We start from the raw sequence: 22898 nt of genomic DNA on the forward strand, positions 1-22898 counted from the left end.
AGCTTGCGCGAGGCTAGGAAAATGATCCGCTTTTCGGGCGGGGAACCCCTCGGAAAGTTGGTAACGGGACCCCATCTCCTGTAGGATCGACGCTTCGTCCGAGCCTACAGGAGACGCGCCATGGCGGACGCCGCGCGCAAGTTCGAAGAGGAGTCGCCGCTTTATCGCGAGGCCCCCGCCAACATCGAAGCCGAGCAGGCTCTGCTCGGTGCGATTCTGGTGAACAACGACGCCTATTACATCGTCCACGATTTTCTGAAGGCCGAGCACTTCTACGAGCCGATCCACCGCGAGATCTTCGGCAAGGCCTCGCAGATGATCCGCATGGGCAAGATCGCGACGCCCGTCACGATCAAGACCTTCCTCGCCGCCAACGACCGCGTCGGCGAGATGAGCGTCGCGCAGTATCTCGCGCGCCTGGCTGCCGAGGCCACGACGATCATCAACACGGCCGACTACGGCCGGGCGGTCTACGACCTCGCCATCCGCCGCTCGCTGATCCGCATCGGCGAGGACATGGTGAACGTCGCCTTCGACGCGCCGATCGACGCCGAGCCCAAGCAGCAGATCGAGGACGCCGAGCGCGCGCTCTTCGAACTCGCCGAAACCGGCCGCTACGACGGCGGCTTCCAGTCCTTCGAGGACGCGATGACGCTCGCCATCGAGATGGCGGGCGCGGCGAAGGACCGCGACGGCGGCCTGTCGGGCATCTCGTCCGGCATCCGCGAGATGGACAAGCGGATGGGTGGCCTCCAGCCCTCCGACCTCATCATCCTTGCCGGCCGCCCGGCGATGGGCAAGACGTCGCTCGCCACCAACATCGCCTTCAACATCGCCTCGGCCTACGAGCCGGCCGAGCAGGCCGACGGATCCTACAAGGCCAAGAACGGCGGCGTGGTCGCCTTCTTCTCGCTCGAGATGAGCGCCGAACAGCTCGCCACCCGCATCATGTCGGAGCAGGCCGAGGTGTCCTCGTCCAAGATTCGGCGCGGCAACATCACGGACGCCGAATACGCCAAGCTCGTTGCCTGCTCGGAGATGATGCAGAAGGCGCCGCTCTACATCGACCAGACCGGCGGCATCTCCATCGCCGCGCTATCGGCCAGAGCCCGCCGCCTCAAGCGCCAGCGCGGCCTCGACGTAATGGTGATCGACTACGTGCAGCTGATGCAGGGCTCCTCCAAGAGCGCGGGCAACCGCGTGCAGGAGATCACCGAGATCACCACCGGCCTGAAGGCTCTCGCCAAGGAGCTGCACGTCCCGATCATCGCGCTCTCCCAGCTCTCGCGCCAGGTCGAGAACCGCGACGACAAGCGCCCGCAGCTCTCCGACCTTCGCGAGTCAGGCTCGATCGAGCAGGACGCCGACGTCGTGATGTTCGTGTATCGCGACGAGTACTACCTTCAGAACAAGGAGCCCAAGCTCGGCACGGACGAGCATCTGAAGTGGCAGCAGGAGATGAACGAGGCGCGCGGCAAGGCCGAGGTCATCGTCGCCAAGCAGCGCCACGGACCGACGGGCTCGATCCCCCTCGCCTTCCAGGCCGAGTTCACGCGCTTCACGGACCTGGCCGAGGAGAGCCATCTGCCCGAGCGCTACGAGTAGCCCTTCATGACGAGCGCATCTTCCCTAAGGATCGCCGGCTGATGGCCAAGGCGAAGACGACCTTCGTCTGCCAGAACTGCGGCGCCGTGACCTCGCGCTGGCAGGGAAAGTGCGAGGCCTGCGGCGAGTGGAACACGATCGTCGAGGAGTCGGATATCGGCGGCGGCATCGCCGGAGGTCCGGTCTCGCGCTCTCGCCGCAAGGGGCGTCCCTCGGCGCTTCTCCCGCTCCAGGGCGAGGCCGAGGAGGCGCCGCGCATCCGCACCGGCATCGACGAGTTCGACCGCGTGACGGGCGGCGGCATCGTGCGCGGATCGGCGCTTCTCGTCGGCGGTGATCCGGGCATCGGCAAATCGACACTTCTGATGCAGGCGGCGGCCGCGCTCGCGCGCGCCGGCAACCGCGTGATCTACGTGTCGGGCGAGGAGGCGGTCGCGCAGGTGCGCCTTCGCGCCCAGCGCCTCAAGGCCGCCGACGCCTCGGTCGAGCTTCTGGCCGAGACCAATATCGAGGACATCCTCGCCACGCTCGGCCAGGACAAGCGGCCCGATCTCGTCATCATCGATTCGATCCAGACCGTCTGGACCGATGCGGTGGAATCGGCGCCGGGAACCGTCACGCAGGTTCGCGCCGGAAGCCAGGCGCTAATCCGCTATGCCAAGTCCACAGGCGCGGCGATGATCCTCGTCGGCCATGTCACGAAGGAAGGCCAGATCGCGGGCCCGCGCGTCGTTGAACACATGGTCGACGCCGTGCTCTACTTCGAGGGCGAGGGCGCGCATCACTATCGCATCCTGCGCACGGTCAAGAATCGCTTCGGCCCGACCGACGAGATCGGCGTCTTCGAGATGGGGGACGCGGGCCTGCGCGAGGTGCCGAACCCGTCCGAGCTGTTTCTCGGCGAGCGCAACGGCAAGGCACCGGGTGCCGCTGTGTTCGCCGGGATGGAGGGCACGCGCCCGGTCCTCGTCGAGATCCAGGCGCTCGTCGCCCCCTCGCCGCTCGGCACGCCGCGCCGCTCGGTGATCGGTTGGGACCAGCCGCGCCTCGCCATGGTGCTGGCGGTGCTGGAGGCCCATTGCGGCGTGCGGCTCGGGCAGCACGACGTCTATCTCAACGTCGCTGGAGGCTACCGGATCAAGGAGCCCGCCGCCGATCTCGCGGTGGCGGCCGCGCTCGTCTCCTCGCTGTCGGGCCGCCCGCTGCCGGCGGACTGCGTGTATTTCGGCGAGATCAGCCTGTCGGGATCGGTGCGGCCGGTCTCCCATGGCGGCCAGCGGCTGAAGGAAGCAGAGAAGCTCGGCTTCCGCCAGTCGGTGCAGCCGCTGCTCGGCCCCGACATGCCGCGCTCGCGCGACGGCGAAACCGTGGAAATCGAGCAGTTGCCGGACCTTGTCGCCCGCGTCGCGGCGGGTGCGCTGGAAGCCGAGGCTTGATTTTTGCCCTATTGCGAAGTGTAAGCATGATGCAACGCACCCAGCACCGAACGCGAGCAGGCGCCCACAGCCGATGAACGTCACCCTTCTCGACGCGATCCTCGTCGCGATCATGCTCGTTTCGGGCCTGCTCGCGATGGTTCGCGGTTTCTCGCGCGAGGTGCTGAGCATCGTCAGCTGGGTGGTGGCCGCAGTGGTCGCCTTCCTGTTCTACGCGCGCGTCACGCCCTTCGCGATGAACTACATCCACAACGAAAAGGTCGCGCTGGCGGCCTCGGCGGCGGGCCTGTTCTTCCTGACGCTGATCGTGGTCTCCTTCATCACGCTGAAGATCGCGGACTTCATCATCGACAGCCGCGTCGGGGCCATCGACCGCGTGCTCGGCTTCGCCTTCGGCGCCGCGCGCGGCCTCCTCCTCGTCGTCGTCGCGATGGTGTTCTTCAACTGGCTGACACCGCCCCAGACCGGCAATCAGCCACCCTGGGTCTCGAACGCCCACTTCAAGCCGTTCCTGGACGACCTTGGCACCCGCCTCGTCGCCGCGCTCCCCGACAACCCGGAAGAGACGATCCGCGAGCGGTTCGGCGCACCGGCAACCCCGGCCGACGGCCCGGCGGCATCCGAGGCGCCGGCAGGCGGCTCGCCGGCCTCGATCGAGGACGCGATCCAGCAGGACGAGGAACAGCCGGCCGAAGCGCCGGCCAACTGACCAGACCCGGGCCTCGCGCCGCGCGCGGACGCTCCCGACAGGACGAAGCCCGGAAGCCCACGGCTCCCCGGGCTTCTCAGCTTTTCGCATTCCCACCGACGCGCCCCCATATGGGGCGTGGTTCCGGTACTCGGCAGGACGAGAGGTTCAGCCCATGGACGAGACGCCCTTCGACGACGACACGCTGCATGAGGAGTGCGGCGTCTTCGGCATCTTCAACCGCCAGGATGCGGCGGCGCTCGTCACGCTCGGCCTGCACTCGCTGCAGCATCGAGGGCAGGAAGCGGCCGGCATCGTCTCCTACGACGGGCGCCAGTTCCACGTGGAGCGCCATTCCGGCTTGATCGGCGACACGTTCACCAAGCAGTCGGTGCTGGAGCGGCTGCCGGGTGGCTGTGCGATCGGCCATACGCGCTATGCGACGACCGGCGGTGGCGGCCTGCGCAACGTGCAGCCCTTCTTCGCCGAGCTTTCGGCCGGCGGCTTCGCCGTCGCCCACAACGGCAACATCACCAATGCCCTCACCGTGCAGCGTGAGCTCCAACGACGCGGCTCGATCTTCTCGTCGACCTCCGATACCGAGACGATTCTCCATCTCGTCGCCACCAGCGCCGCGCGCCACTTCAACGACAAGCTGATCGATGCCCTTTCGCGCCTCGAGGGCGCCTATTCCCTGGTTGGCATGACGCCCGACCGCATGATCGGCGTGCGCGATCCGCTCGGCATCCGTCCGCTCGTGCTCGGGCGCCTCGACGACGCCTTCGTCCTTGCTTCCGAGACCTGCGCACTCGACATCATCGGCGCGGAGTTCATCCGCGACATCAAGCCGGGCGAGATGATCACCGTCACCGACGGCGGCATCGAGAGCGACTTCCCGTTCCAGAAGCGCCGGTCGCGCTTCTGCATTTTCGAATACGTCTACTTCGCGCGGCCCGACTCCAACGTCGAAGGGCGCAACGTCTACGAGATCCGCAAGCGGATCGGCTCGGAGCTGGCGCGCGAAAGCCACGCGGACGCGGACATCGTGGTGCCGGTGCCCGATTCCGGCGTGCCGGCAGCGATCGGCTACGCGCAGGAGGCGGGGCTTCCGTTCGAGCTCGGCATCATCCGCAACCATTATGTCGGGCGCACCTTCATCCAGCCGACCGACTCGATCCGGCACATGGGCGTGAAGCTCAAGCACAACCCGAACCGGCGCATCATCGAGGGCAAGCGCGTCATCCTGGTGGACGACTCCATCGTTCGCGGCACGACGAGCCAGAAGATCGTGCAGCTCGTTCGCGACGCGGGCGCGACCGAGGTGCATATGCGCATCGCGTCGCCGCCGACCTCGGCGAGCTGCTTCTACGGCGTCGACACGCCCGAGAAGTCGAAGCTGCTCGCCTCGCGCATGTCGATCGCGGAGATGGCCGACTACATCAAGGTCGACAGCCTCGCCTTCCTGTCGATCGACGGCCTCTACCGCGCCACCTCGGAGCCCGAGCGCAACCGGCAGGCGCCGCAGTTCTGCGACGCGTGCTTCACGGGCGACTACCCGACGGCGCTGACCGACTTCGACAGCGCGGAGGAGACGCGCCCGCTGTCGCTCCTCGCCACCAACGGCTGACCCGGAACGGACGGACCCGAGAGAGACGCATGGCAGGACGATTGAACGGCGCGGTCGCGCTCGTGACCGGGGCCTCGCGCGGCATCGGCTACCACCTCGCCAGGCAGCTGGCGGGGGAAGGCGCGCATGTGATCGCCGTCGCCCGCACGGTGGGCGGGCTCGAAGAGCTCGACGACGAGATCAAGTCAGCAGGGGGCGCGGCGACGCTCGTACCGCTCGACCTCGCCGACATGGCCGGCATCGATCGGCTGGGCGGCGCGATCCACGAGCGCTGGGGCAAGCTTGACGTTCTCGTCGCCAATGCGGGCGTTCTCGGCGTGCTCGCGCCGATCGGCCACATCGAGGCGAAGGTCTTCGAGCGCACGATGCTGCTCAACGTGACCTCGACCTGGCGGATGATCCGCGCGGTGGACCCGCTCCTGCGCGCCTCGGCCCACGGACGGGCGATCGTCCTTTCCTCGGGCGCGGCCCATTCCTGCAAGGCGTTCTGGGGGCTTTATGCCGCGACCAAGGCGGCAGACGAGGCGATGGTGCGCTCTTGGGCGAACGAGACCGCCAACACGCCGCTTCGGGTGAACTCCGTCAATCCGGGCGCGACGCGCACCGCCATGCGCGCGCTCGCCATGCCCGGAGAAGACCCGGAAACGCTTCCCAAGCCGGTCGACGTCGCCGCGCGCATCCTGCCGCTCGCCATGCCGGAGCTGACCGAAACGGGACAACTCTTCGACGTGCGTCAGAACCGTTTCCTGCGCTACCACGCGCCGGACTGAGCTGCGGCCCTCAGGCCTCCACGAAACCGGTCGGCAACCCGTCGATACTGGTGAGGTTCTTCTCCTGCCGATAGGCGCGCAGGCCCTCCTCGCCCTTCTTCTCGGCCCAGTTGTCGAGGACCGGACGCTCGCCGGTATGCTCGAAGGTCGGCACGGCGAAGCCGCAGGAGGTCTGGACGAGATCGATGTCCAGCGTCACGACCTGACGCGCGCCCAGCGGTTCGCCGGACGCGTAACGCTCGCCCAGGAACGCCTCGTAGGCAGGGCTGCCCCGAAAATCGACGCGGGCTCGCCCATAAAGGCGCAGGATCAGCGGCGGACCCTCGAAGGCGCAGAACATGGCTGTCGCCCGTCCGCCCGCCATCGAGTGGGCGGCCGTCTCGCTGCCGCTTCCGGTCAGGTCGAGATAGGCGACGGTGAGGTCTCCCAGAACGTGGAAGTGCTGCGTCGACCGGGGCGAGATGTTCACGCGGCTGTCACCCACAGCCGACCCGAAGAAGAAGATGTGCTGACGCTCGATGAAGGCCAGATGGCTGTCCTCGATGCGCTCGAACTGCTTGGCCATGCCAGCCCCCTTCCCCTTATGCTTGCGCGCGCCCTGCCAGCCGGCGATAGGACCGGACCGAAAGCGGGATCGCTGCGTAATACGCGATGGCCGAGACGGTCAGCGTCTCCCAGAAGAAGCTGAGCAGAAGGCCGATATACAAGACGACCGCGAGAACCACGCCGACCGCGTGGTCCCGGCGCACCGGAATGCCGATCGTCTTGCCCGAGAAGGTCGGGATGCGGCTCGCCATCAGCACGCCGACGACCACGAGATAGAGGGCGGCGAAGGCCGGCGTGATGTCGGGCAGGTAGAGGTTGCTCGCAAAGCCCAGATACATCGGAAACAACGCCAGGGCCGCGCCGGCCGGCGACGGGATGCCGGTGAAGAACTGCGAATGCCAGGCGGGCCGGTCGGGCACGTCGAGCATCGTGTTGAAACGCGCGAGGCGCAATGCACAGCCGCTGATGTAGAGGAGCGCCGCGATCCAGCCGATGGAGCCGACGTCGTGCAGCGTGTAGGCGTAGAGAAGGAGCGCCGGCGCGACGCCGAAGTTCACGATATCGGCGAGCGAGTCCATCTCCGCGCCGAACCGGCTCTGCCCGTTGACGAGGCGCGCGATGCGGCCGTCGATGCCGTCGAGGAAGGCGGCGCCGAGGACGAGGCCGACCGCCAGTTCGAACCGCCCCTCGAAGGCGAAGCGAATGCCCGTCACGCCCGCGCAGATGGACAGGATCGTGACGAGGTTCGGCAGGATCTGCCGGAAGGTGATGCGGGCGGCGGAAGGCGCGCGGTCGGCCACGACGCCCCTCAGTCCTTGCGCCAGAGAACCGAAGCGGGGCGCTGCCCGAAATCCGCGATCACGGTTTCGCCCGCGATCGCTATCTGGCCCTCGCTGACGCGCGCCTGCGCGCCGTCCGGCAGGTAGACGTCGAGCCGCGACCCGAAGCGGATGAGGCCGAAGCGCTCGCCCGCCTCCAGCGGATCGCCCGAACGCGAGAAGACCACGATGCGGCGCGCGACGGCGCCCGCGATCTGCACGACGCCCACCTCGCCATGAACCGTCTCCACAACCATCGAGGAGCGCTCGTTGACCTCGCTCGCCTTGTCGAGCTCGGCATTGGCGAACTGCCCCTCGCGATAGGCGATGCGCGCGATCCGGCCCCGCACCGGCGAGCGGTTCACGTGGCAGTTGAAGACGTTCATGAACACCGAGACGCGCAGCATCGGCTCGTCTCCGAGGCCGAGCTCGGTCGGCGGCACGACATGGCCGACCAGCGACACGCGCCCGTCGGCGGGGCTGACCACGAGCTCGTCCGAAACCGGCGTGACGCGCGACGGGTCGCGGAAGAAATACGCGCACCACAGCGTCAGGACGAGGCCGAGCCAGAACAGCGGCTCCCACAGGAGGCCCAGCACGAGCGAGACGACGAAGAAGCCCGCAATGAACGGATAGCCCGCCCGGTGGATCGGGACGAAGGCGTTACGGATCGAGGCGATCATGTCCATCGGGCGGGGTCGTGCCTTTCAAAGGGGGAGCAAGCGAAGGAGATAGGCGCAAACCGGTGCGCCCACAACCGAGCACGCCGGGATGCCGGTCACAACCGCGCGTCAGGCGGGCTGCCGCTGCGCCTTTGCGGCAAGCGCGGCGCGCTCGGCCTCGCGGACGCGCTTCAGCGCCTCCTCGGCCTCGCTTTCCTCGCGCTGCATGGTCCAGAGTTCGGCATAGAGTCCGCCCTGCTGCAGGAGGTCGCGGTGCGTACCCCGCTCGACGATTTCGCCCGCCCGCAGCACCAGAATCTCGTCCGCATCGACGATGGTCGACAGACGATGGGCGATTGTGAGCGTCGTGCGGCGCTGCGAGACGAGCTGCAGGGCGCTCTGGATCTCCTGCTCGGTGTGGGTGTCGAGCGCCGAGGTCGCCTCGTCGAGGACGAGGATCGGTGGGCTCTTGAGAATCGTGCGCGCGATCGCGACGCGCTGCTTCTCACCGCCCGACAGCTTCAGGCCCCGCTCGCCGACCATGGTCGAGAACCCGTCCGGCAGCATCTCGATGAAGCGCGAGATCTGCGCGAGGTCGGCGGCGCGGCGCACGTCGTCCTCGCTGGCGTCGACCCGCCCGTAGCGGATGTTGTAGCTGATCGTGTCGTTGAACAGAACGGTGTCCTGCGGAACGATGCCGATCGCCTTGCGCACGCTGGCCTGCGTCACCGCCGCGATGTCCTGACCGTCGATCAGGATGCGCCCGCCCTGGACATCGTAGAAGCGGAAGAGAAGGCGCGAGATCGTCGACTTGCCCGCGCCCGACGGCCCGACGATGGCGACCGACTTGCCGGCCGGCACGTCGAACGACACGCCGCGCAGGATCGGCCGTTCGGGGTCGTAGGAGAAGCGCACGTCCTCGAAGCGGATCGCGCCGGACGACACCGCCAGCTCCCGCGCGCCGGGACGGTCGGTGACCTCCTGCCGGATGCCGAGGAGGCGGAACATCTCCTCCATGTCGGTCAGCCCCTGCCGGATCTCGCGATACACGAAGCCGATGAAGTTCAACGGGACGGACAGCTGCATCAGAAGGGCGTTGATGAAGACGAAGTCGCCGAGGGTCTGCGTGCCCGCGCGCACCTCCAGCGCCGACATCACCATGGCCGTGCCCATGCCGGTGGAGAAGATCACGCCCTGGCCGAAGTTCAGCCAGCCGAGCGACGTCCAGGTCTGGGTCGCCGCCTTCTCGTAGCGCGCCATGGAGCGGTCGAAGCGCTCGGCCTCCATGCCCTCGTTGCCGAAGTACTTCACGGTCTCGAAGTTCAGGAGCGAGTCGATCGCCTTGGTGTTGGCGTCGGTATCGGACGCGTTCATCTCGCGCCGGATCGCAATGCGCCAGTCGCTCGCCTTGATCGTGAACCAGCCGTAGAGGACGACCGTCGCGGTCACGACCACGAGGTAGGACACACCGTAGGTGAATCCGAAGATCGCCGCCGTCAGCGCGAACTCGAGCAGCGTCGGCAGGGTGTTCAGGATCGTGAATCGGACGATCGTCTCGATGCCCTTCGTGCCGCGCTCGATGATGCGGCTGAGCCCCCCGGTGCGCCGCTCGAGGTGGAAGCGCAGCGAGAGCTGGTGCATGTGGACGAAGGTGCGGAAGGCGAGGATGCGCACCGCATATTGGCCGACGCTGGCGAACAGCGAATCGCGGAGCTGGTTCAGCGCGACCGACACGACGCGCGCGACGTTGTAGGCGACGACCAGCGTCACCGCGCCGGTCAGGACGAGCGGGAGCCAGGCCCGTGCGGAGTTCGCGCCGTCCAGCGCATCGGTCGCCCACTTGAAGAAGTAGGGAATGCCGACCGTCAAAAGCTTGGCCAGGACGAGGTAGAAGGTCGCCCAGAGCACGCGGTTCTGAAGGTCCGGCCGCTCCTTCGGCCACATGTAGGGCCACAGGTTGCGCAGCGTTCGCCACATGGCGGCGCCGTCGCCCGATACGGTGTCTTGCTGGTTCGCCACGCGGCAGAGATCCGGGATGGAGTGTGCCGCACCCGCGCCGAACGGCGGGAGCGGCGGGCGGGGCCGATGGGGGCGCCCGTCTTGTCTGGAGGCGTTCTAGTCCTCCACGCTCCTGATCGCCAGTGCGACGAACCTTTCCCGATCAGCGAACGTCAGCTGCGCGGCGGACGTCCCTCGTCGTCTGGCATGCGGAAGACCTGTCCGGGATAGATGCGGTCGGGATCGCGGATCTGGTCGCCGTTCGCGAGATAGATCACGGTGTAGCGCACGCCCTGTCCGTAGGCGCGCCGCGAGATGCCCCAGAGTGTGTCGCCGCGGCGGATGATGACCTTGGCCTGCGCTGCCTGCAGGGCAGGCTGGATGACGGTCTCCGGACCTTGGGAGGCCGCCACGGCCGGTTCTGCACCGGTCGAGGGGGTCACGGTAGCCTCGCTCACGGCGCTTGCGGTCGGTGAAGGAGCCGCGGCTCCATCGGTGTCCGGCCCGACCGGCACCGTCGATCGCGGCGCTTCCGGCGGCACGCTCGGCGCGATCGCCGCCATGCTGTTCTCGTCGGGCCGCGTGAAGGGCACTTCGGCCCGGGCGATCACGGCCCCGTCGCGGCCGATCTCGTCGATGCGTACGACATGCTGCCCGACCGAGACGTCCGCCATGGCATTGGCGATAAAGCGTTCGTCGGCCGTCCCGCCTGCCTGCCCGACCAGCTTGTCATCGAGATAGACGTTGAGGCGCGAGCCCTCCGGCGCGGCGCCCGCGACCGAGAGGCGACGGTTCTCGACCTCGACCGCCTCGACGCCGAGGGTCGCGCGCGGGATCGCCGATGGTTGCTCGCCGCGTGCCGGATCGGGAACGGGCGTCGTCGCGGCAAGGCGGGGCTCCGCTTCGGGCGCCGGGGTGGCCGGTTCGTCGGCTTGTGGCCGCGAGGGGCTCGCGAGGATCTGCGTCGGCTCGCCGGGGCGATCCATCATGACGAGGAGATCCTTCGGTCGCCCGGCCGGCGGCACGCTCACGACGGCCGCATCGTCGGACAGGTCGTTGCCCGCATCTGCCAGGCGCAGACGATGCTCGCCGACGGGCAGGCTCAGATCCAACACGAAATCGCCGGATGGACCTGCCTTCGTTTCGGCGAGCGTTTCGGCGCCGTTCCGCAGCGTCACGACCTCGCCGGGCTCCGCGCGACCCGCCACCACCGTCGATCCGTCGGGCTCGACGCGAACGACATCGAAGCTCGGCGCCGCCTGCGGCTTTACAGACGGCGGCGCATCGGGCGCGACAGCCGGCACTGGAGACGGCGCGGGATCGCGCGCCGGCGGCGCCGAAGGCGGAACGAGCGTCGCGACGTTCGAGGCGCCGGGTGCGTCCAGCCGCGCGTCGTCCATGTCCACGACCCCGCTGCGCCACCCCCAGGCGGCAGCCGCCAGCAGGACGGCAAAGGCGATGAGCGGGGTTCTGCGACGCATCGAATGCTAAACTTTCCAAACCATCGAGGTTGACAGACGCGCCTCCAGCATTAGCGGACCCGCCGCCAATCGACAATCGCCAGCGGAAACAAGGCCCTGCCGAAGTTGCCGTCCTCGTGGGGCACCCAACGACCGGTTCGGCGATATTTGGCGGTACCTCGGTCCCGCCTCCCCTTGAACAACGCCTCGCCTTCCGGTACCTCAACCGCACCGGAGAGGTGGCCGAGTGGTCGAAGGCGCTCCCCTGCTAAGGGAGTATACGGGAGACCGTATCGTGGGTTCGAATCCCATCCTCTCCGCCAGAAAACTTTCCTACCTTGTCGTCCGACCCGTTGTAGCGTAGGCCTTTGCGACGTTTCCTCGCGCATCGGTTCAGACGCATGCCACCGACTGTGCTCCATCCTGTGTACCAAACTGCGTCCCGGCCGACGGTGTGTCGATGACGCGCGAACAGGATCTGCGCTGGCTCGTGAAGCGCGAAGGGCGCTGGTACTTCGTGCGCCGGATCCCCGCGAAGGTCGCACACCTCGACCAGCGGCCGCGCGTGCGCATCAGTACCGAGACGAGCGTCCTCGCCGACGCGATGCGGATCCGCGACAAACTGAACGCCGAGACAGAGACCTACTGGCAGAACCTACTCTCCGGTGTCGCGGCCGACGCCCATGAGCGGTATCAGGCGGCCGTCAGCCGCGCTCGCCTCGAGGGCTTCGTCTATCGGCCGGCCGCACTCGGCACGGTGTCGGACCGAGAGCTGATCGATCGCCTCCGGCGGCTGGGCGTGTCGATCGAGAAGGCGCAGGACGCGCCGCCGTCGCCCGACGAGACGCAACTCGTGCAGGCGCTGCGGGGCACGCTCGCCGAGCCGGACCTTCTGCTGTCGGGACTGGTCGCCGACTACGAGAGCCTGACCCGGCAGGAGCGCCGCCAGATGTCGGACATGCAGCTGCACAAGTGGCGCCTGCCCCACGTCCGCGCGGTCCGCAACATCATCTCGGTGATCGGGGACAAGCCGATCGCGAGCCTCAGCCGCGGCGACGCGATCGCGTTCCGCGACTGGTGGTTCGGCCGGATCGAGGAGGGGCTCAGCGTCGAGTCGGCCAACAAGGACGTGACGCACGTCGGCAAGATGATCGCCCGGGTGTCGGACCTGCGCGACATGAACCTGCCGCGCCAGTTCCGGGGCCTGCGCTTCGCCGACGAGGGGGACAAGAAGCGGCCGCCCTACTCGGCCGAGTTCATCCGCGACCGGATCCTGGCACCCGGCGCGCTGGACGGCCTGAACGATGCGGCGCGCGGGGTCGTTTTGGCGATGATCAACACAGGCGCGCGGCCGAGCGAGCTCGCTGGGCTACGAGCCGAAGACATCCGCCTGGACGCAGAGATCCCGCACATTGCGATCGTCGATTATCCCGGTCGTGTGCTGAAGACGAAGTTTTCGAAGCGAGAGCTTCCTCTGGTGGGCCCATCACTCGACGGCGCGAAGCTACTGGCCGCGGCTGCCGGCACCTACAAGGATCGTGGTGGAACGCTCTCGGCAACCGTCAACAAGTTCCTCGTTGAGAACAAGCTGACCGAGAACGAGGGGCAGACCCTCTACTCCTTCCGGCATGGCTTCAAGGATCGGCTAACCGACGCCGATGCGCCGGACCTGATCGACGCCGAGCTCATGGGCCACAAGTTCGATCGGCCGGACTATGGCAAGGGGCCGACGCTGGCGAAGAAGCTGGAGTGGGTTCTGAAGGTGGCCATCGTGGTGCCCTAAGGATATCGAACGACAGCTTTCGACCCTTCGAAGCCGTTTGTCGCCCTTTCAGCTTGCGCCGTTAGCGGACGTTCCGTCTGAAACGCCGAACTGACCCCGCTCGTCTCAAATTTTCAGTCCTTTGGGAATAAGCGCCGTTCCCCGTCGTCTTCCGTGGGCCAATCTCGGCCGAACCGAAGGACACCGAGCCATGAAGACCCTCCTCGCAGCCATCGCCATTCTCTCCGCCGGGGCTTCGGCCGCGCTTGCGGGTCCCGCCGGCGACATGGCGAAGGCGCATATCGAAGCGATCGCCAAGGGCGATACCGCTGCGGTCACCGCCGCCTACGCGCCATCCGCAACGCTTCACTGGGTCGGCGGTCCGCTCGATGGCACCTATACGGGTCCCGAGATCGCCGCGACCTGGGCGAAGTTCGCCAAGGCGCAGACGGGCCTGAAGGCCAACGTCGTGAACATGACCGAGAGCATGAACCCGAAGGGCGCCACCGTCCTCGCCGATGTCGTCTTCGCCAACGACAACAAGATCCCCGTGCGCTACGTCATGATGTTCCGGGACGGCAAGCTCACCGACGAGATTTGGCAGATCGATCCCGCGCTGGCGAAGTAAGGCATGTCCACCGACGAGATCGCGGCGCGGATCGAACCGCTTATCCCGAGCCTCAGGCGCTATGCCTATGCGCTGGTGCGCGATGGCGACGCCGCCGACGATCTCGTCCAGGACTGCCTGGAGCGCGCTGTCGGACGCTGGCACCTGCGCCGGCCCGACGGCGATCTGCGCGCTTGGCTGTTCGCCATCCTGCGCAACCTCCACCTCTCGGGCCTGCGCCAGCACAAGCGGCGCGGGCCCCACGTTGCGCTCGACGAGATGGCCTCGCCGCCGACGGTGGACGGTGACCAGGATGGCCGCGCCGGGCTTCGCGACGTTCTCGCGGGGCTCGATGCGCTCAGCGAGGAGCATCGCACCGTCCTCCTTCTCGTCGGCGTCGAGGACATGAGCTACGACGAGGCGGCGCGGGTGATCGGGCTTCCGGTCGGCACGGTCATGTCGCGCCTGTCGCGGGCGCGCGAGAAGCTGCGCGCCATCTTGGAGACCGGGGCCCGCGCGCCCTTGAGGAGAGTCAAATGAGCCGCAGGGACGCGCCCGTCGGTGAGGACGACCTGCAAGCCTATGTGGACGGACGGCTCGCGGCCGAGCGACTGTCCGCAGTCGAGGCCTATCTCACCGAGCGACCGGAGATCGCCGCGGCTCTCGATCGCGACCGCGAGGTCGCCCGGGCGTTGCGCGCACGGCTGGCCTTCAAGGCGGAAGAACCGATCCCGGCGCGGCTGCGCATCGCCAACATCCGCGAGGCTCGGCGCGGTCGCTTCGCCACCACACGCTTGCGCATCGCGGCCGTCATGGGCTGGCTGATCCTCGGCAGCGCCGCCGGGTGGCTCGCGAACGACGTCCTGCACGTGCCGACGCAGATGCCTCGTGTGGCGTTCATGGCCGACGAGGCGATCGCGGCGCATCGCACCTTCGTGGTCGAGGTGGCCCATCCCGTCGAAGTGCGCGCCGACGAGGAGGCGCATCTCCTGCAATGGCTGTCGAAGCGGCTGGGAACGCGGCTGTCGGCCCCGGACCTGACGGCGCTCGGCTATCGGCTGATGGGCGGGCGGCTCCTGCCGGCGGGCGCAGGTCCTGCCGCGATGCTCATGTACGACGACGACCAGGGCACGCGGCTGACGCTGTTCATCAAGACCGACGAGAAGGACGAGACGTCGTTCCAGTTCGTCGAGGAGGACGGCATCTCCGCCTTCTTCTGGCGCGATGCCGGCCTTGGCTATGTCGTGTCGGCCGAGGCGCCGCGCGAGCGGCTGATGGCGGTGGCGACCGCCGTCTACGACAGCCTGAACAGCCCGATGCCGAGCCTCTCCGGTGGTACGCTGTGACGCTCGATCAGCTTCGCGTGTTCGTCGCCGTGGCCGAACGCGAGCATGTGACGGAAGCGGCGAAGGCGCTCAACCTCACGCAGTCGGCGACCAGCGCCGCCATCGCCGCGCTGGAGGAGCGCCACGACGTCCGGCTGTTCGACCGCGTCGGACGACGGATCGAACTGACTGAGGCGGGTCGGCTCTTCCTGCCCGAGGCCCGCGCCGTCCTTGCCCGCGCCGAGGACGCCGGCATCGTGCTGGCCGAACTTGCCGGACTGAAGCGGGGCCGTCTGCGCATCGTCGCCAGCCAGACGGTGGCGAACCACTGGTTGCCGCCGATGCTCGCTCGCTTCAAGGTCCGCCATCCCGGGATCGACCTTCGGCTGAGCATCGCCAACACGGCGCGTACGGCGGACGCGGTGCTGGATGCCACGGCCGATCTCGGCTTCGTGGAGGACGAGCTCGGCGATATCAGGCTCGCCATGCAACGCGTCGCCGACGATCGACTGATGCTGGCCGCGGCATCGGGGCACGTGGGCTGCGGCTCTCCCGTCGCGGCCGCGGATCTTGCATCGGCGCGCTGGGTGCTGCGCGAACGGGGCTCGGGCACCCGCGCGATCCTCGAAGGCGCGCTCGAAGCCTTCGGTGTCGATCCCACCGCGTTGTCGGTCGAACTCGAGCTGCCCTCGAACGAGGCCGTGCGCGCGGCGATCGAGGCAGGCGCCGGCCTCGGGATCCTCCCCGCCGTGGTCGCGGAAGCCGGTCTTCGCACGGGGACACTGGTGGCGCTGCCCTTCGACCTGCCGTCGCGCGGGTTCCATGCGGTGCTGGCGAGGGACCGTCACCGCAGCCGCGCCGTCGCCGCCTTTCTCGCCGAGCTCCCGGCGGTCGAGGTGCCGCCGGCGTGATCGTTCCATCGACCACGTTCGGACGACTTTCGATCGACGCGATCCTCGAGCGTCTCGCGGCGCTGCCCGGCAAGGCCGACCTGTTCAACCCGTATGCCGGGTTCGACGCGGAGATCGAGGACGCGGACGCGCCGGCGACCCGCCGTCGCAATCTGCAACGCTATCTCGCCGCGATGGCGGATCGCGGCGTCAGCGATCTCTGGCTCGGCGAAGCGCCCTCGCGCTTCGGGGCGCGCCGGACTGGCGTGCCGTTCACGGGCGACGGGCGGCTCGCCGACCTGTCGGAGCGGCTTCGCCTCGATCCGCCGCTGGCGCGGGCGACCCGCGAGACCTTGCCGACACCTGAGTCCGGAACCTCACGGCAAATCTGGGACGCGATGCCCGCAACGCTGCCGCTATTCTGGAACGCGGTGCTCTTCCATCCCCATCGCGGCGTCCTGCCCTTGCGCAACCGGACACCGACGGGGACCGAGATCGCCGAGCACCGGGAGGTGCTGGAGATGATCGTCGCGATCTACGCGCCGCGCCGAATCCTCTGCATCGGCCGGGTGGCGCAGCGTGCGGCGGACGGACTCGGCATCCCCGCCACCTACGTGCGCCATCCCGCCCAAGGCGGCGCCGTCCGGTTCCGGGCCGGCGTCGCCGCGTTCCGCGACAACCGACCGCCGGCGGCTGCCCCTCCTTCGCTCAATCGGCCTTGAGGCAGGGCGAGACGAAGAGATCGCCCCGCCAGGCGCCGCGCACCGTCCGCGTGCCGACGATCACCCAAAGCACCACAAGCACCGCGACGAGCCCCGCGCCGAAGACGTGGATGGCGGCGATCGGCAGGAGGGTGCCGAGCTTCAGCGTGGCCACGGCATAGACGCCGAGCGGGAACGTGTAGCCCCACCAGCCGATGTTGAAGGGAAGGCCGTCGCGCAGGTAGCGCAGCGTCACGAGCACGGCCATCGCCAGCCACCAGAGACCATATCCCCAGAGAAGCAGGCCTCCAAAGAGACCGAGCCCTTCCGCAAAGGCGAAGAAGCGCTCCAGACCGTTGGCGGACAGGATCGCGGGCGCCGCGCCGCCCAGCGTCATCAGCCCGAGCGCGCCGGTGCCGATCGGCCCGAGCGCGAGCCAGCTCGACGCCGCCATATTGGCGTGCGGCAGCTTGTGGATGGCCATGCGCAGGAGGAGTACGACGAGGATGCTGAGCGCGATCGGCACCGATAGCGCCCAGAGCGCATAGGAGAGCGTCAGCACGACGAGCTGGGAATGCGGGTCGACCAGATGCGGCGCAAGCAACCCACCGGAGACGGCGGCGACTTCGGCCGCGACCACCGGCAGGAGCCAGACCGCGGTCATCTGGTCGATCGTGTGGCTCTGGCGCGTGAACATCATGAAGGGAATGGCGACCCCGCAGGCCGCTGCCATCGCGACGTCGATCCACCATAGCGTCTCTGCGATCCCGACCGCAACCTCGCCGTAGCGCGGCAGGCCGAAGATCAGGAAGCCGTTGACGATGGTGGCGAGGCCCATCGGGATGCAGCCGAAGAACATCGACACGACGGAATGGCCGAAGATGCGCTTGGCCCCGTCGAAGAAGAAGATCCAGCGGGCGGCGTAGAGGCCGGCGAAGAGCGTGAACAGCGCGATGTTGAACATCCAGAGGCCCTCGGCCACCGGATGCAGCATCGGCACGTCAGCCTGAAACTGCGACAAGGCGATCGCGAGAATCCCGGTGCCCATCGTGGCGGCGAACCAGTTCGGGGTGAACTGGCGCACGACCTCGCGTGGGCTGTCGAGGCGCGACAGCGGTTGAAGCCCGAGGGTGACGGCACGCATCTGTTCGAAGGTCATCGATGGGGATCCTTGTCCTGCGCAGACCATGCGCCACCGCGATCGTTCGATCCAACGCGTTCTTCCGGTTGTTCAGATCGATGAAAGCGATGGATCTTGGTGAGGCGCTGCGCCCCCGAAAAAAATGTTGCCGCCACGGGAATGAATGGCGTTCGCGTGCGTCTTCCTCCCGACACGTGCTTCGAGGATCCTCCGTTCCAATGCTGAAGACGCTTCTTCTGACCCTCGCCTTCGCCGGGGCGTCACTCGCCTCGGCTGAGGCGCAGGACGCGCCCGCTCATCAGCACTCGGCGATGGTGCCGGCCACGCTTGACGGCTCGCACTATGCCGAAGCGACCGCCGAGGCGATGGAGAGGATGCACGCCGGCATGATGTCGGCGCCGGTGACCGGCGATCCCGAGCACGACTTCCTGTCCCAGATGATCCCGCATCACCAGGGCGCGATCGACATGGCCAAGGCCGTCCTCGGCTCGACCGAGGACCCAGCGATCCGCAACCTCGCGCAGTCCATCGTCACCGAGCAGACCTACGAGATCGCGCTGATGCGCTCGATGCTCGCCGCATCCGCCGACAAGACGAAATCAGTTCCGGAGACGACCCCATGACCCGCACCGCCATCCTCGCCGCCGCGCTTCTCGTCTCGACGTCGGCTTTCGCGCTACCCGCCGCCTCCGACCGCGTCTACACCGCCGACCAGAACTCGAACACCGTCTCGGTCATCGATCCCGTCGCGAACAAGCTGCTGGGCCAGATCCGGCTCGGCAACCCGCGCCCGGACGTTCTGAGCCCGCTCTACAAGGGCGAGGTCAACGTTCACGGCCTCGGCTTCTCGCCGGACCACAAGACGCTCGTCGTCGTCTCGACGGTGACCAACTCCGTCACCTTCATCGACACGGTGACCAATGCCGTGAAGGGCACGACCTATGTCGGGCGCAACCCGCACGAGGCCTTCTTCACGCCGGACGGCAGGCAAGTCTGGGCGACGGTGCGCGGCGAGGACTACCTGTCGGTGATCGATGCCGCGACCTTCAAGGAGACGGGCCGCATCCCGACGACGAGCGGCCCGGGCATGACGAAGTTTTCGCGCGACGGCAAGCTCGCCTTCGTCGCCAACTCGTTCAACCCGGTGCTTGAGGTCTTCGACGTCGCGAGCCACGCGCTCGTGAAGCGGATCCCCGTCGTGTCGCCCTTCGTGCCCTTCGTGCAGGTGAGCCCCGACGGCAGCGATGTCTGGCTGACGCACAAGGACGTCGGCAAGGTCACGCGCGTCGATGCCGAGACGCTCGAGGTGAAGGAGGTGATCGACAGCGGGCCGATCTCCAACCATATCGGCTTCGGAACGGTGGACGGCGAGACGCTGGTCTACGTCACGATCGGCGGCGAGAACGTCGTGAAGGTCTACAAGCCCGGCGAGAAGACCCACCTCGTCGCGACCATCCCGGTCGGCGCCCTGCCGCACGGCATCTGGGGATCGGAAGACGGCAGCCGGATCTTCGTCGGGCTCGAGAACGGCGACAAGGTCGATGTGATCAACACGGCCGAGCAGAAGGTCGTGGCCGAGATCCCGGTCGGACAGGCCCCGCAGGCCCTTGTCTTCGTGCCGGGCGCGGTGCCTGAAGGTGCGGGCACTGAAAACCTCATGCCGTTGAAGGCGGGTCGGGAGAACCTGACGCTATCGCTGAAGGCGCCCGAGGGCGCGGACGGTTCCGGCATGGTCGTCTCGCGCAATCTCGGGCTCGTCGATGCGATCGACGTCAGCGTCGCCAAGCTGAAGCCGATGACCGAATACGGCGTGTTCTTCGAAGGCCAGGACGAGCCTGTCGTGGTGCTGAAGACCAACGACAAGGGCGCCGGCATGGCCTCCAGCATCGGCCCGGTGCGCACGATCGCCGTCCCAGGAGAGCCGATGGCGGCAAAGGAGCCGCGGCTGGTCGTGGTCGAGGGTCTGAAGGGCACCGCCAGCCCGATCCTCACCAGCCGCTAGAGACGGCGGGGTCCAAAATCGCCATGTTCGGCGCCAGCAACAGTCCGCGCCGAATAGGCTTGGTGGCATGTTCGCTGCGTGTGGCGATGTCCTTGGAGCCAGTCGTTACGGGGTGGACTCAATTTGAGTGTTGCCGAACCCGTCGGGAGCAAATGAATGTCAGCTATATACGAGGAGCAGCAGTAAGCGGACAGGCGAAAAACCACCCAAACTCGGCGCCGGCGCTTCCTCCCGGCTCATGGGACGATCCCGCAACGGTTCCCGTTCGATACCCACGAAGCGATGCAGGTTTCTATTCCCAACCGCAATGTTCACGATATGTTCGATCGCTAGACTGACTGAGTCGCGCACTCGAGGACTAGCATGCTGGCACTACCCGACCGCCCCATCCGCCTTCTGGAGGTCCCGCCGGACTTCCGTCTTCGCGTGGTCGCCTCGGCCGGCGCCGGCTTCCCCTCGCCCGCTCAGGACTGGGAGGATGACGCCCTCAATCTGGTTGAACTTTTGAACCTCGACGCCGCCAGCGCCTTCGTCTTCCGCGTCTCGGGTTCGTCGATGGTCGACGCCGGCGTCTTCGATCGTGACATCGTCGTCATTGACCGCGGCTCGCGCCCGCGCGACGGCGCGATCGTGATCGCGAAGGTCGACGGCGGGTTCGTATGTCGACAGTTCGTGGTTCGCCAGGGTCTGCCCTACATCGAAGCGCGCAACGCGCAGCAACGCTATCCGTCCTGCCTCTGCGACGAAGCGGTCGAGATCTGGGGCGTCGTGCGCGCCTCTGTCCGTGATCTGAAGCCATGAGCTGGGGCCTCGTCGACGTCGAGAACTTCTACGTCTCCTGTGAGCGCCAGTTCGATCCGAGCCTCGACGGTGTGCCGGTCCTGGTGTTGTCCAACGGCGACCACTGCGCGATCGCGCGCTCGGCCGAGGCGAAGGCCTTCGGGGTGAAGATGGGCGCGCCGGTGTTCAAAATGCGCGACCTGATCGAGCGGCATGGCTTCGCGTTGCGCTCGTCGAACTACGAGCTCTACGCGGACATGAACCGGCGCTTCAACCAGGTTCTAGCCGAGCATACCGACGAGATCGAAGTCTACTCAATCGACGAGAGCTGGTTTCGCCTGCCCATCCTGCCGGATGGTACGGGGGACGTCGCCGTCGCCCGACAGATCCGGGACGACATCAAGCGGTTAACGGGCCTGCCGACGCGCATCGGGCTCGGGCCGACGCGCACCCTTTCGAAGGTCGCCAACGGCTTGTCGAAGGCCGGCGAGAAGATCTTCGGCGGCGTCATCGATCTGCACGACGCCGAGCTGCGCCGACGCCTGTTCATGAACTGGCCGGTGGACGAGGTCTGGGGCATCGGTCGCGCGCTGGCCGAGCGCTTGCGCCCGCTCGGCATCCGCACAACGGCCGACCTTGCAGCCATGTGCCCGCACCAAGCGCGCGACGTCGGAACAGTCGTTCTGGAGCGTCTCGTGCGCGAGCTCAACGGCGTTGGGTGCGACGACCTCGTGATCGAGCCGGAGAAGCGGAAGGCCTGCGCCGTCACGCGCATGTTCGGCGAGCCCGTCTCGAAGATCGAAGACCTGCGTGAGGCCATGGTGCGGCGCGCCGCGCGCGCGGCCGAAAAGATCCGCGAGCAGGGTTCCGTCGCGGCACGGTTAATCGGGTTCGCCCACGGCAACGGGCGCAAGCCCAACGCGCCGTCGGCGCAGCGATCATGCCGGCTCTCGCCGCCGACGAACGACAGTCGCGTAATCGTGCGCTGGGCGAGTCGCATGGTCGACAGCATGTGGGAGGACGGCGGCGTCTACACGAAGTGCGGCGTGATGCTCGAAGACCTGACCGAGCAGGGACGGGAGCAAACCGACCTTTTCGCTGCGATCGACAATCGTGGCGCCGACCTGATGGCGGCCATGGATGGGCTCAATAAGCGGTTCGGTCGGGACACGCTCGCACTAGGATCGGCCGGCATCGGCGCGCGATCGTTCGACACGAAGCGGGCGATGAAGTCGCCGGCTTGGACCACGCGGCTCGACCAAATCCCAATCGCTCGATAGGGTTTTGGAGATCGACGCCTTGGAGCTACGCGACCAAAGTGTTTCGGGATCTACGTCAGCGGGTTAGGAGCGGCACAGGCAGGTCGGTTCAATCTTCTCGCTATGAATCACTTTAACGGCCCCATCATCATCAGGCTGATCATCGCGCTGATCATCGGTGTCGCGGTGTGGATGACGCTTGAAGGTCTGAAGTTCGTGGGTGGGCTTCAGGTGGCGCTTCCCACGGCTTTACTGATCGCGGTGCTCGTCGGACTTACCTTCCGGCGGGAATAGGTTCGGGTGTTCACTTGGAGGACGCACGTCGCGAACATCGAGCACGCGACGCGCTGTGACCTCCCAAACGAGACCGTTTCTGGTCTCGGTTATTTCGACGACCGCGCGGAGTTCGATACCTGCCACCATTGGAATGCGTGTTCGCCCAGATAAAACCTTCTGTAGGAAGGCTGGGTCCTCCACTGTCGCGTTGAATGGCTCGCCGCGGCGGAGGAATCGCCATTTTCTATGTCGTTGGTTCATTTCCAAAACCGGGCTGACGAGAACGATAGTGTCCTCTTCAATCCGCGAGCGTTCCCGCAGGGTTTGATCGTCGCCAACGTCATACCCGGCACGCTCCCGGAACTGCCCCCGGCCGACGACGCTTCGTGGCCGAGCACCCTTTTCAGTCGTGACGCCAACGCCCTTTATCGATCGCTCCCGTTCGATTGCACGGTAAACCTCTTGGGCTTGGAGCTTCGCTCCGCCTGCTTGCACGCGACGCACCGTCTCATCCGCGATCCGAACAATGTCCGCGTGTGTTAGGG

The 22898-nt window shown here is 67.3% G+C and carries 22 protein-coding genes and 1 tRNA gene; 16 read left to right on the forward strand and 7 right to left on the reverse strand.

What is annotated here, in order from left to right; translation table 11 throughout:
• The first annotated feature begins 120 nt into the window (after window positions 1-120).
• From AUL35_RS02455 to AUL35_RS02475, 5 genes are all read left to right on the forward strand, one after another.
• The gene (locus AUL35_RS02455) at window positions 121-1605 is read left to right on the forward strand and encodes a replicative DNA helicase (RefSeq protein ID WP_062011650.1); all 1485 of its coding nucleotides are present in this window, start codon (window positions 121-123) and stop codon (window positions 1603-1605) included.
• Window positions 1606-1646: 41 nt separating this feature from the next.
• The gene (gene radA / locus AUL35_RS02460; RefSeq protein ID WP_062011652.1) at window positions 1647-3041 is read left to right on the forward strand and encodes a DNA repair protein RadA; all 1395 of its coding nucleotides are present in this window, start codon (window positions 1647-1649) and stop codon (window positions 3039-3041) included.
• A gap of 73 nt (window positions 3042-3114) precedes the next feature.
• Window positions 3115-3750, forward strand: coding sequence for a CvpA family protein (locus AUL35_RS02465; RefSeq protein WP_062011654.1), 636 nt, complete (start codon window positions 3115-3117; stop codon window positions 3748-3750).
• A 154-nt stretch (window positions 3751-3904) separates the two neighbouring features.
• Window positions 3905-5356 carry an amidophosphoribosyltransferase gene (gene purF / locus AUL35_RS02470; protein WP_062011660.1) on the forward strand — a complete coding sequence of 484 codons (1452 nt, stop codon included), beginning with the start codon at window positions 3905-3907 and terminating at the stop codon, window positions 5354-5356.
• Window positions 5357-5385: 29 nt separating this feature from the next.
• The gene (locus AUL35_RS02475; RefSeq protein WP_062011661.1) at window positions 5386-6126 is read left to right on the forward strand and encodes an SDR family NAD(P)-dependent oxidoreductase; all 741 of its coding nucleotides are present in this window, start codon (window positions 5386-5388) and stop codon (window positions 6124-6126) included.
• A gap of 10 nt (window positions 6127-6136) precedes the next feature.
• Here the strand turns inward: AUL35_RS02475 and AUL35_RS02480 are convergent, their stop codons facing one another.
• From AUL35_RS02480 to AUL35_RS02500, 5 genes are all read right to left on the reverse strand, one after another.
• Window positions 6137-6691: a pyridoxamine 5'-phosphate oxidase family protein gene (locus AUL35_RS02480; RefSeq protein WP_062011663.1), complete on the reverse strand. Its 555-nt coding sequence runs from the start codon at window positions 6689-6691 to the stop codon at window positions 6137-6139.
• A 16-nt stretch (window positions 6692-6707) separates the two neighbouring features.
• Window positions 6708-7496, reverse strand: a complete 789-nt coding sequence (gene pssA / locus AUL35_RS02485; RefSeq protein ID WP_062011713.1) for a CDP-diacylglycerol--serine O-phosphatidyltransferase — start codon at window positions 7494-7496, stop codon at window positions 6708-6710.
• The gene (locus AUL35_RS02490) at window positions 7481-8179 is read right to left on the reverse strand and encodes a phosphatidylserine decarboxylase (RefSeq protein ID WP_062011665.1); all 699 of its coding nucleotides are present in this window, start codon (window positions 8177-8179) and stop codon (window positions 7481-7483) included. The genes pssA and AUL35_RS02490 overlap by 16 nt, the downstream gene beginning before the upstream one ends.
• Window positions 8180-8281: 102 nt before the next feature.
• Window positions 8282-10129: an ABC transporter ATP-binding protein/permease gene (locus AUL35_RS02495; RefSeq protein ID WP_062011715.1), complete on the reverse strand. Its 1848-nt coding sequence runs from the start codon at window positions 10127-10129 to the stop codon at window positions 8282-8284.
• Between the two features lie 194 nt (window positions 10130-10323).
• A complete protein-coding gene (locus tag AUL35_RS02500; protein ID WP_062011667.1) occupies window positions 10324-11631 on the reverse strand; it encodes a LysM peptidoglycan-binding domain-containing protein in 1308 nt (435 codons plus the stop codon).
• Window positions 11632-11843: 212 nt separating this feature from the next.
• Here AUL35_RS02500 and AUL35_RS02505 point away from each other — a divergent pair.
• From AUL35_RS02505 to AUL35_RS02535, 7 genes are all read left to right on the forward strand, one after another.
• Window positions 11844-11933 (forward strand) — tRNA-Ser (locus AUL35_RS02505).
• Window positions 11934-12070: 137 nt separating this feature from the next.
• Complete coding sequence (locus tag AUL35_RS02510) at window positions 12071-13393, forward strand: DUF6538 domain-containing protein (RefSeq protein WP_062011669.1); 1323 nt, start codon at window positions 12071-12073, stop codon at window positions 13391-13393.
• Between the two features lie 190 nt (window positions 13394-13583).
• Window positions 13584-14000 carry a nuclear transport factor 2 family protein gene (locus AUL35_RS02515; RefSeq protein WP_062011671.1) on the forward strand — a complete coding sequence of 139 codons (417 nt, stop codon included), beginning with the start codon at window positions 13584-13586 and terminating at the stop codon, window positions 13998-14000.
• Window positions 14001-14003: 3 nt separating this feature from the next.
• Complete coding sequence (locus AUL35_RS02520; RefSeq protein ID WP_062011673.1) at window positions 14004-14519, forward strand: RNA polymerase sigma factor; 516 nt, start codon at window positions 14004-14006, stop codon at window positions 14517-14519.
• Window positions 14516-15325: an anti-sigma factor gene (locus AUL35_RS02525; RefSeq protein ID WP_062011675.1), complete on the forward strand. Its 810-nt coding sequence runs from the start codon at window positions 14516-14518 to the stop codon at window positions 15323-15325. The genes AUL35_RS02520 and AUL35_RS02525 overlap by 4 nt, the downstream gene beginning before the upstream one ends.
• Window positions 15322-16215, forward strand: a complete 894-nt coding sequence (locus AUL35_RS02530) for a LysR substrate-binding domain-containing protein (RefSeq protein ID WP_062011677.1) — start codon at window positions 15322-15324, stop codon at window positions 16213-16215. The genes AUL35_RS02525 and AUL35_RS02530 overlap by 4 nt, the downstream gene beginning before the upstream one ends.
• Window positions 16212-16916: a uracil-DNA glycosylase family protein gene (locus tag AUL35_RS02535; protein ID WP_062011679.1), complete on the forward strand. Its 705-nt coding sequence runs from the start codon at window positions 16212-16214 to the stop codon at window positions 16914-16916. The genes AUL35_RS02530 and AUL35_RS02535 overlap by 4 nt, the downstream gene beginning before the upstream one ends.
• Here AUL35_RS02535 and AUL35_RS02540 read toward each other — a convergent pair.
• Complete coding sequence (locus AUL35_RS02540) at window positions 16903-18054, reverse strand: TDT family transporter (RefSeq protein WP_062011681.1); 1152 nt, start codon at window positions 18052-18054, stop codon at window positions 16903-16905. The two genes, AUL35_RS02535 and AUL35_RS02540, sit on opposite strands and share 14 nt — an antisense overlap.
• Before the next feature lie 200 nt (window positions 18055-18254).
• Between AUL35_RS02540 and AUL35_RS02545 the strand changes: the two genes are divergently transcribed.
• The 4 genes from AUL35_RS02545 (at window position 18255) to AUL35_RS02560 (ending at window position 22098) form a co-directional block, all read left to right on the forward strand.
• A complete protein-coding gene (locus AUL35_RS02545) occupies window positions 18255-18659 on the forward strand; it encodes a DUF305 domain-containing protein (RefSeq protein ID WP_062011683.1) in 405 nt (134 codons plus the stop codon).
• The gene (locus AUL35_RS02550) at window positions 18656-20038 is read left to right on the forward strand and encodes a YncE family protein (RefSeq protein WP_062011685.1); all 1383 of its coding nucleotides are present in this window, start codon (window positions 18656-18658) and stop codon (window positions 20036-20038) included. Before AUL35_RS02545 ends, AUL35_RS02550 begins: the two co-directional genes overlap by 4 nt.
• Window positions 20039-20464: 426 nt before the next feature.
• Window positions 20465-20839: a LexA family transcriptional regulator gene (locus AUL35_RS02555; protein WP_202814249.1), complete on the forward strand. Its 375-nt coding sequence runs from the start codon at window positions 20465-20467 to the stop codon at window positions 20837-20839.
• On the forward strand, window positions 20836-22098 hold the full coding sequence (locus AUL35_RS02560; RefSeq protein WP_062011689.1) for a Y-family DNA polymerase: 1263 nt from the start codon (window positions 20836-20838) through the stop codon (window positions 22096-22098). Before AUL35_RS02555 ends, AUL35_RS02560 begins: the two co-directional genes overlap by 4 nt.
• Before the next feature lie 228 nt (window positions 22099-22326).
• Here the strand turns inward: AUL35_RS02560 and AUL35_RS22475 are convergent.
• A partial coding sequence (locus AUL35_RS22475) for a hypothetical protein (RefSeq protein ID WP_192847026.1) occupies window positions 22327-22898 on the reverse strand: 572 nt, incomplete at its 5' end.

The sequence above is a fragment of the Aureimonas sp. AU4 genome, from assembly GCF_001463765.1.
In the GTDB taxonomy this organism is placed as follows: Bacteria; Pseudomonadota; Alphaproteobacteria; order Rhizobiales; family Rhizobiaceae; genus Aureimonas.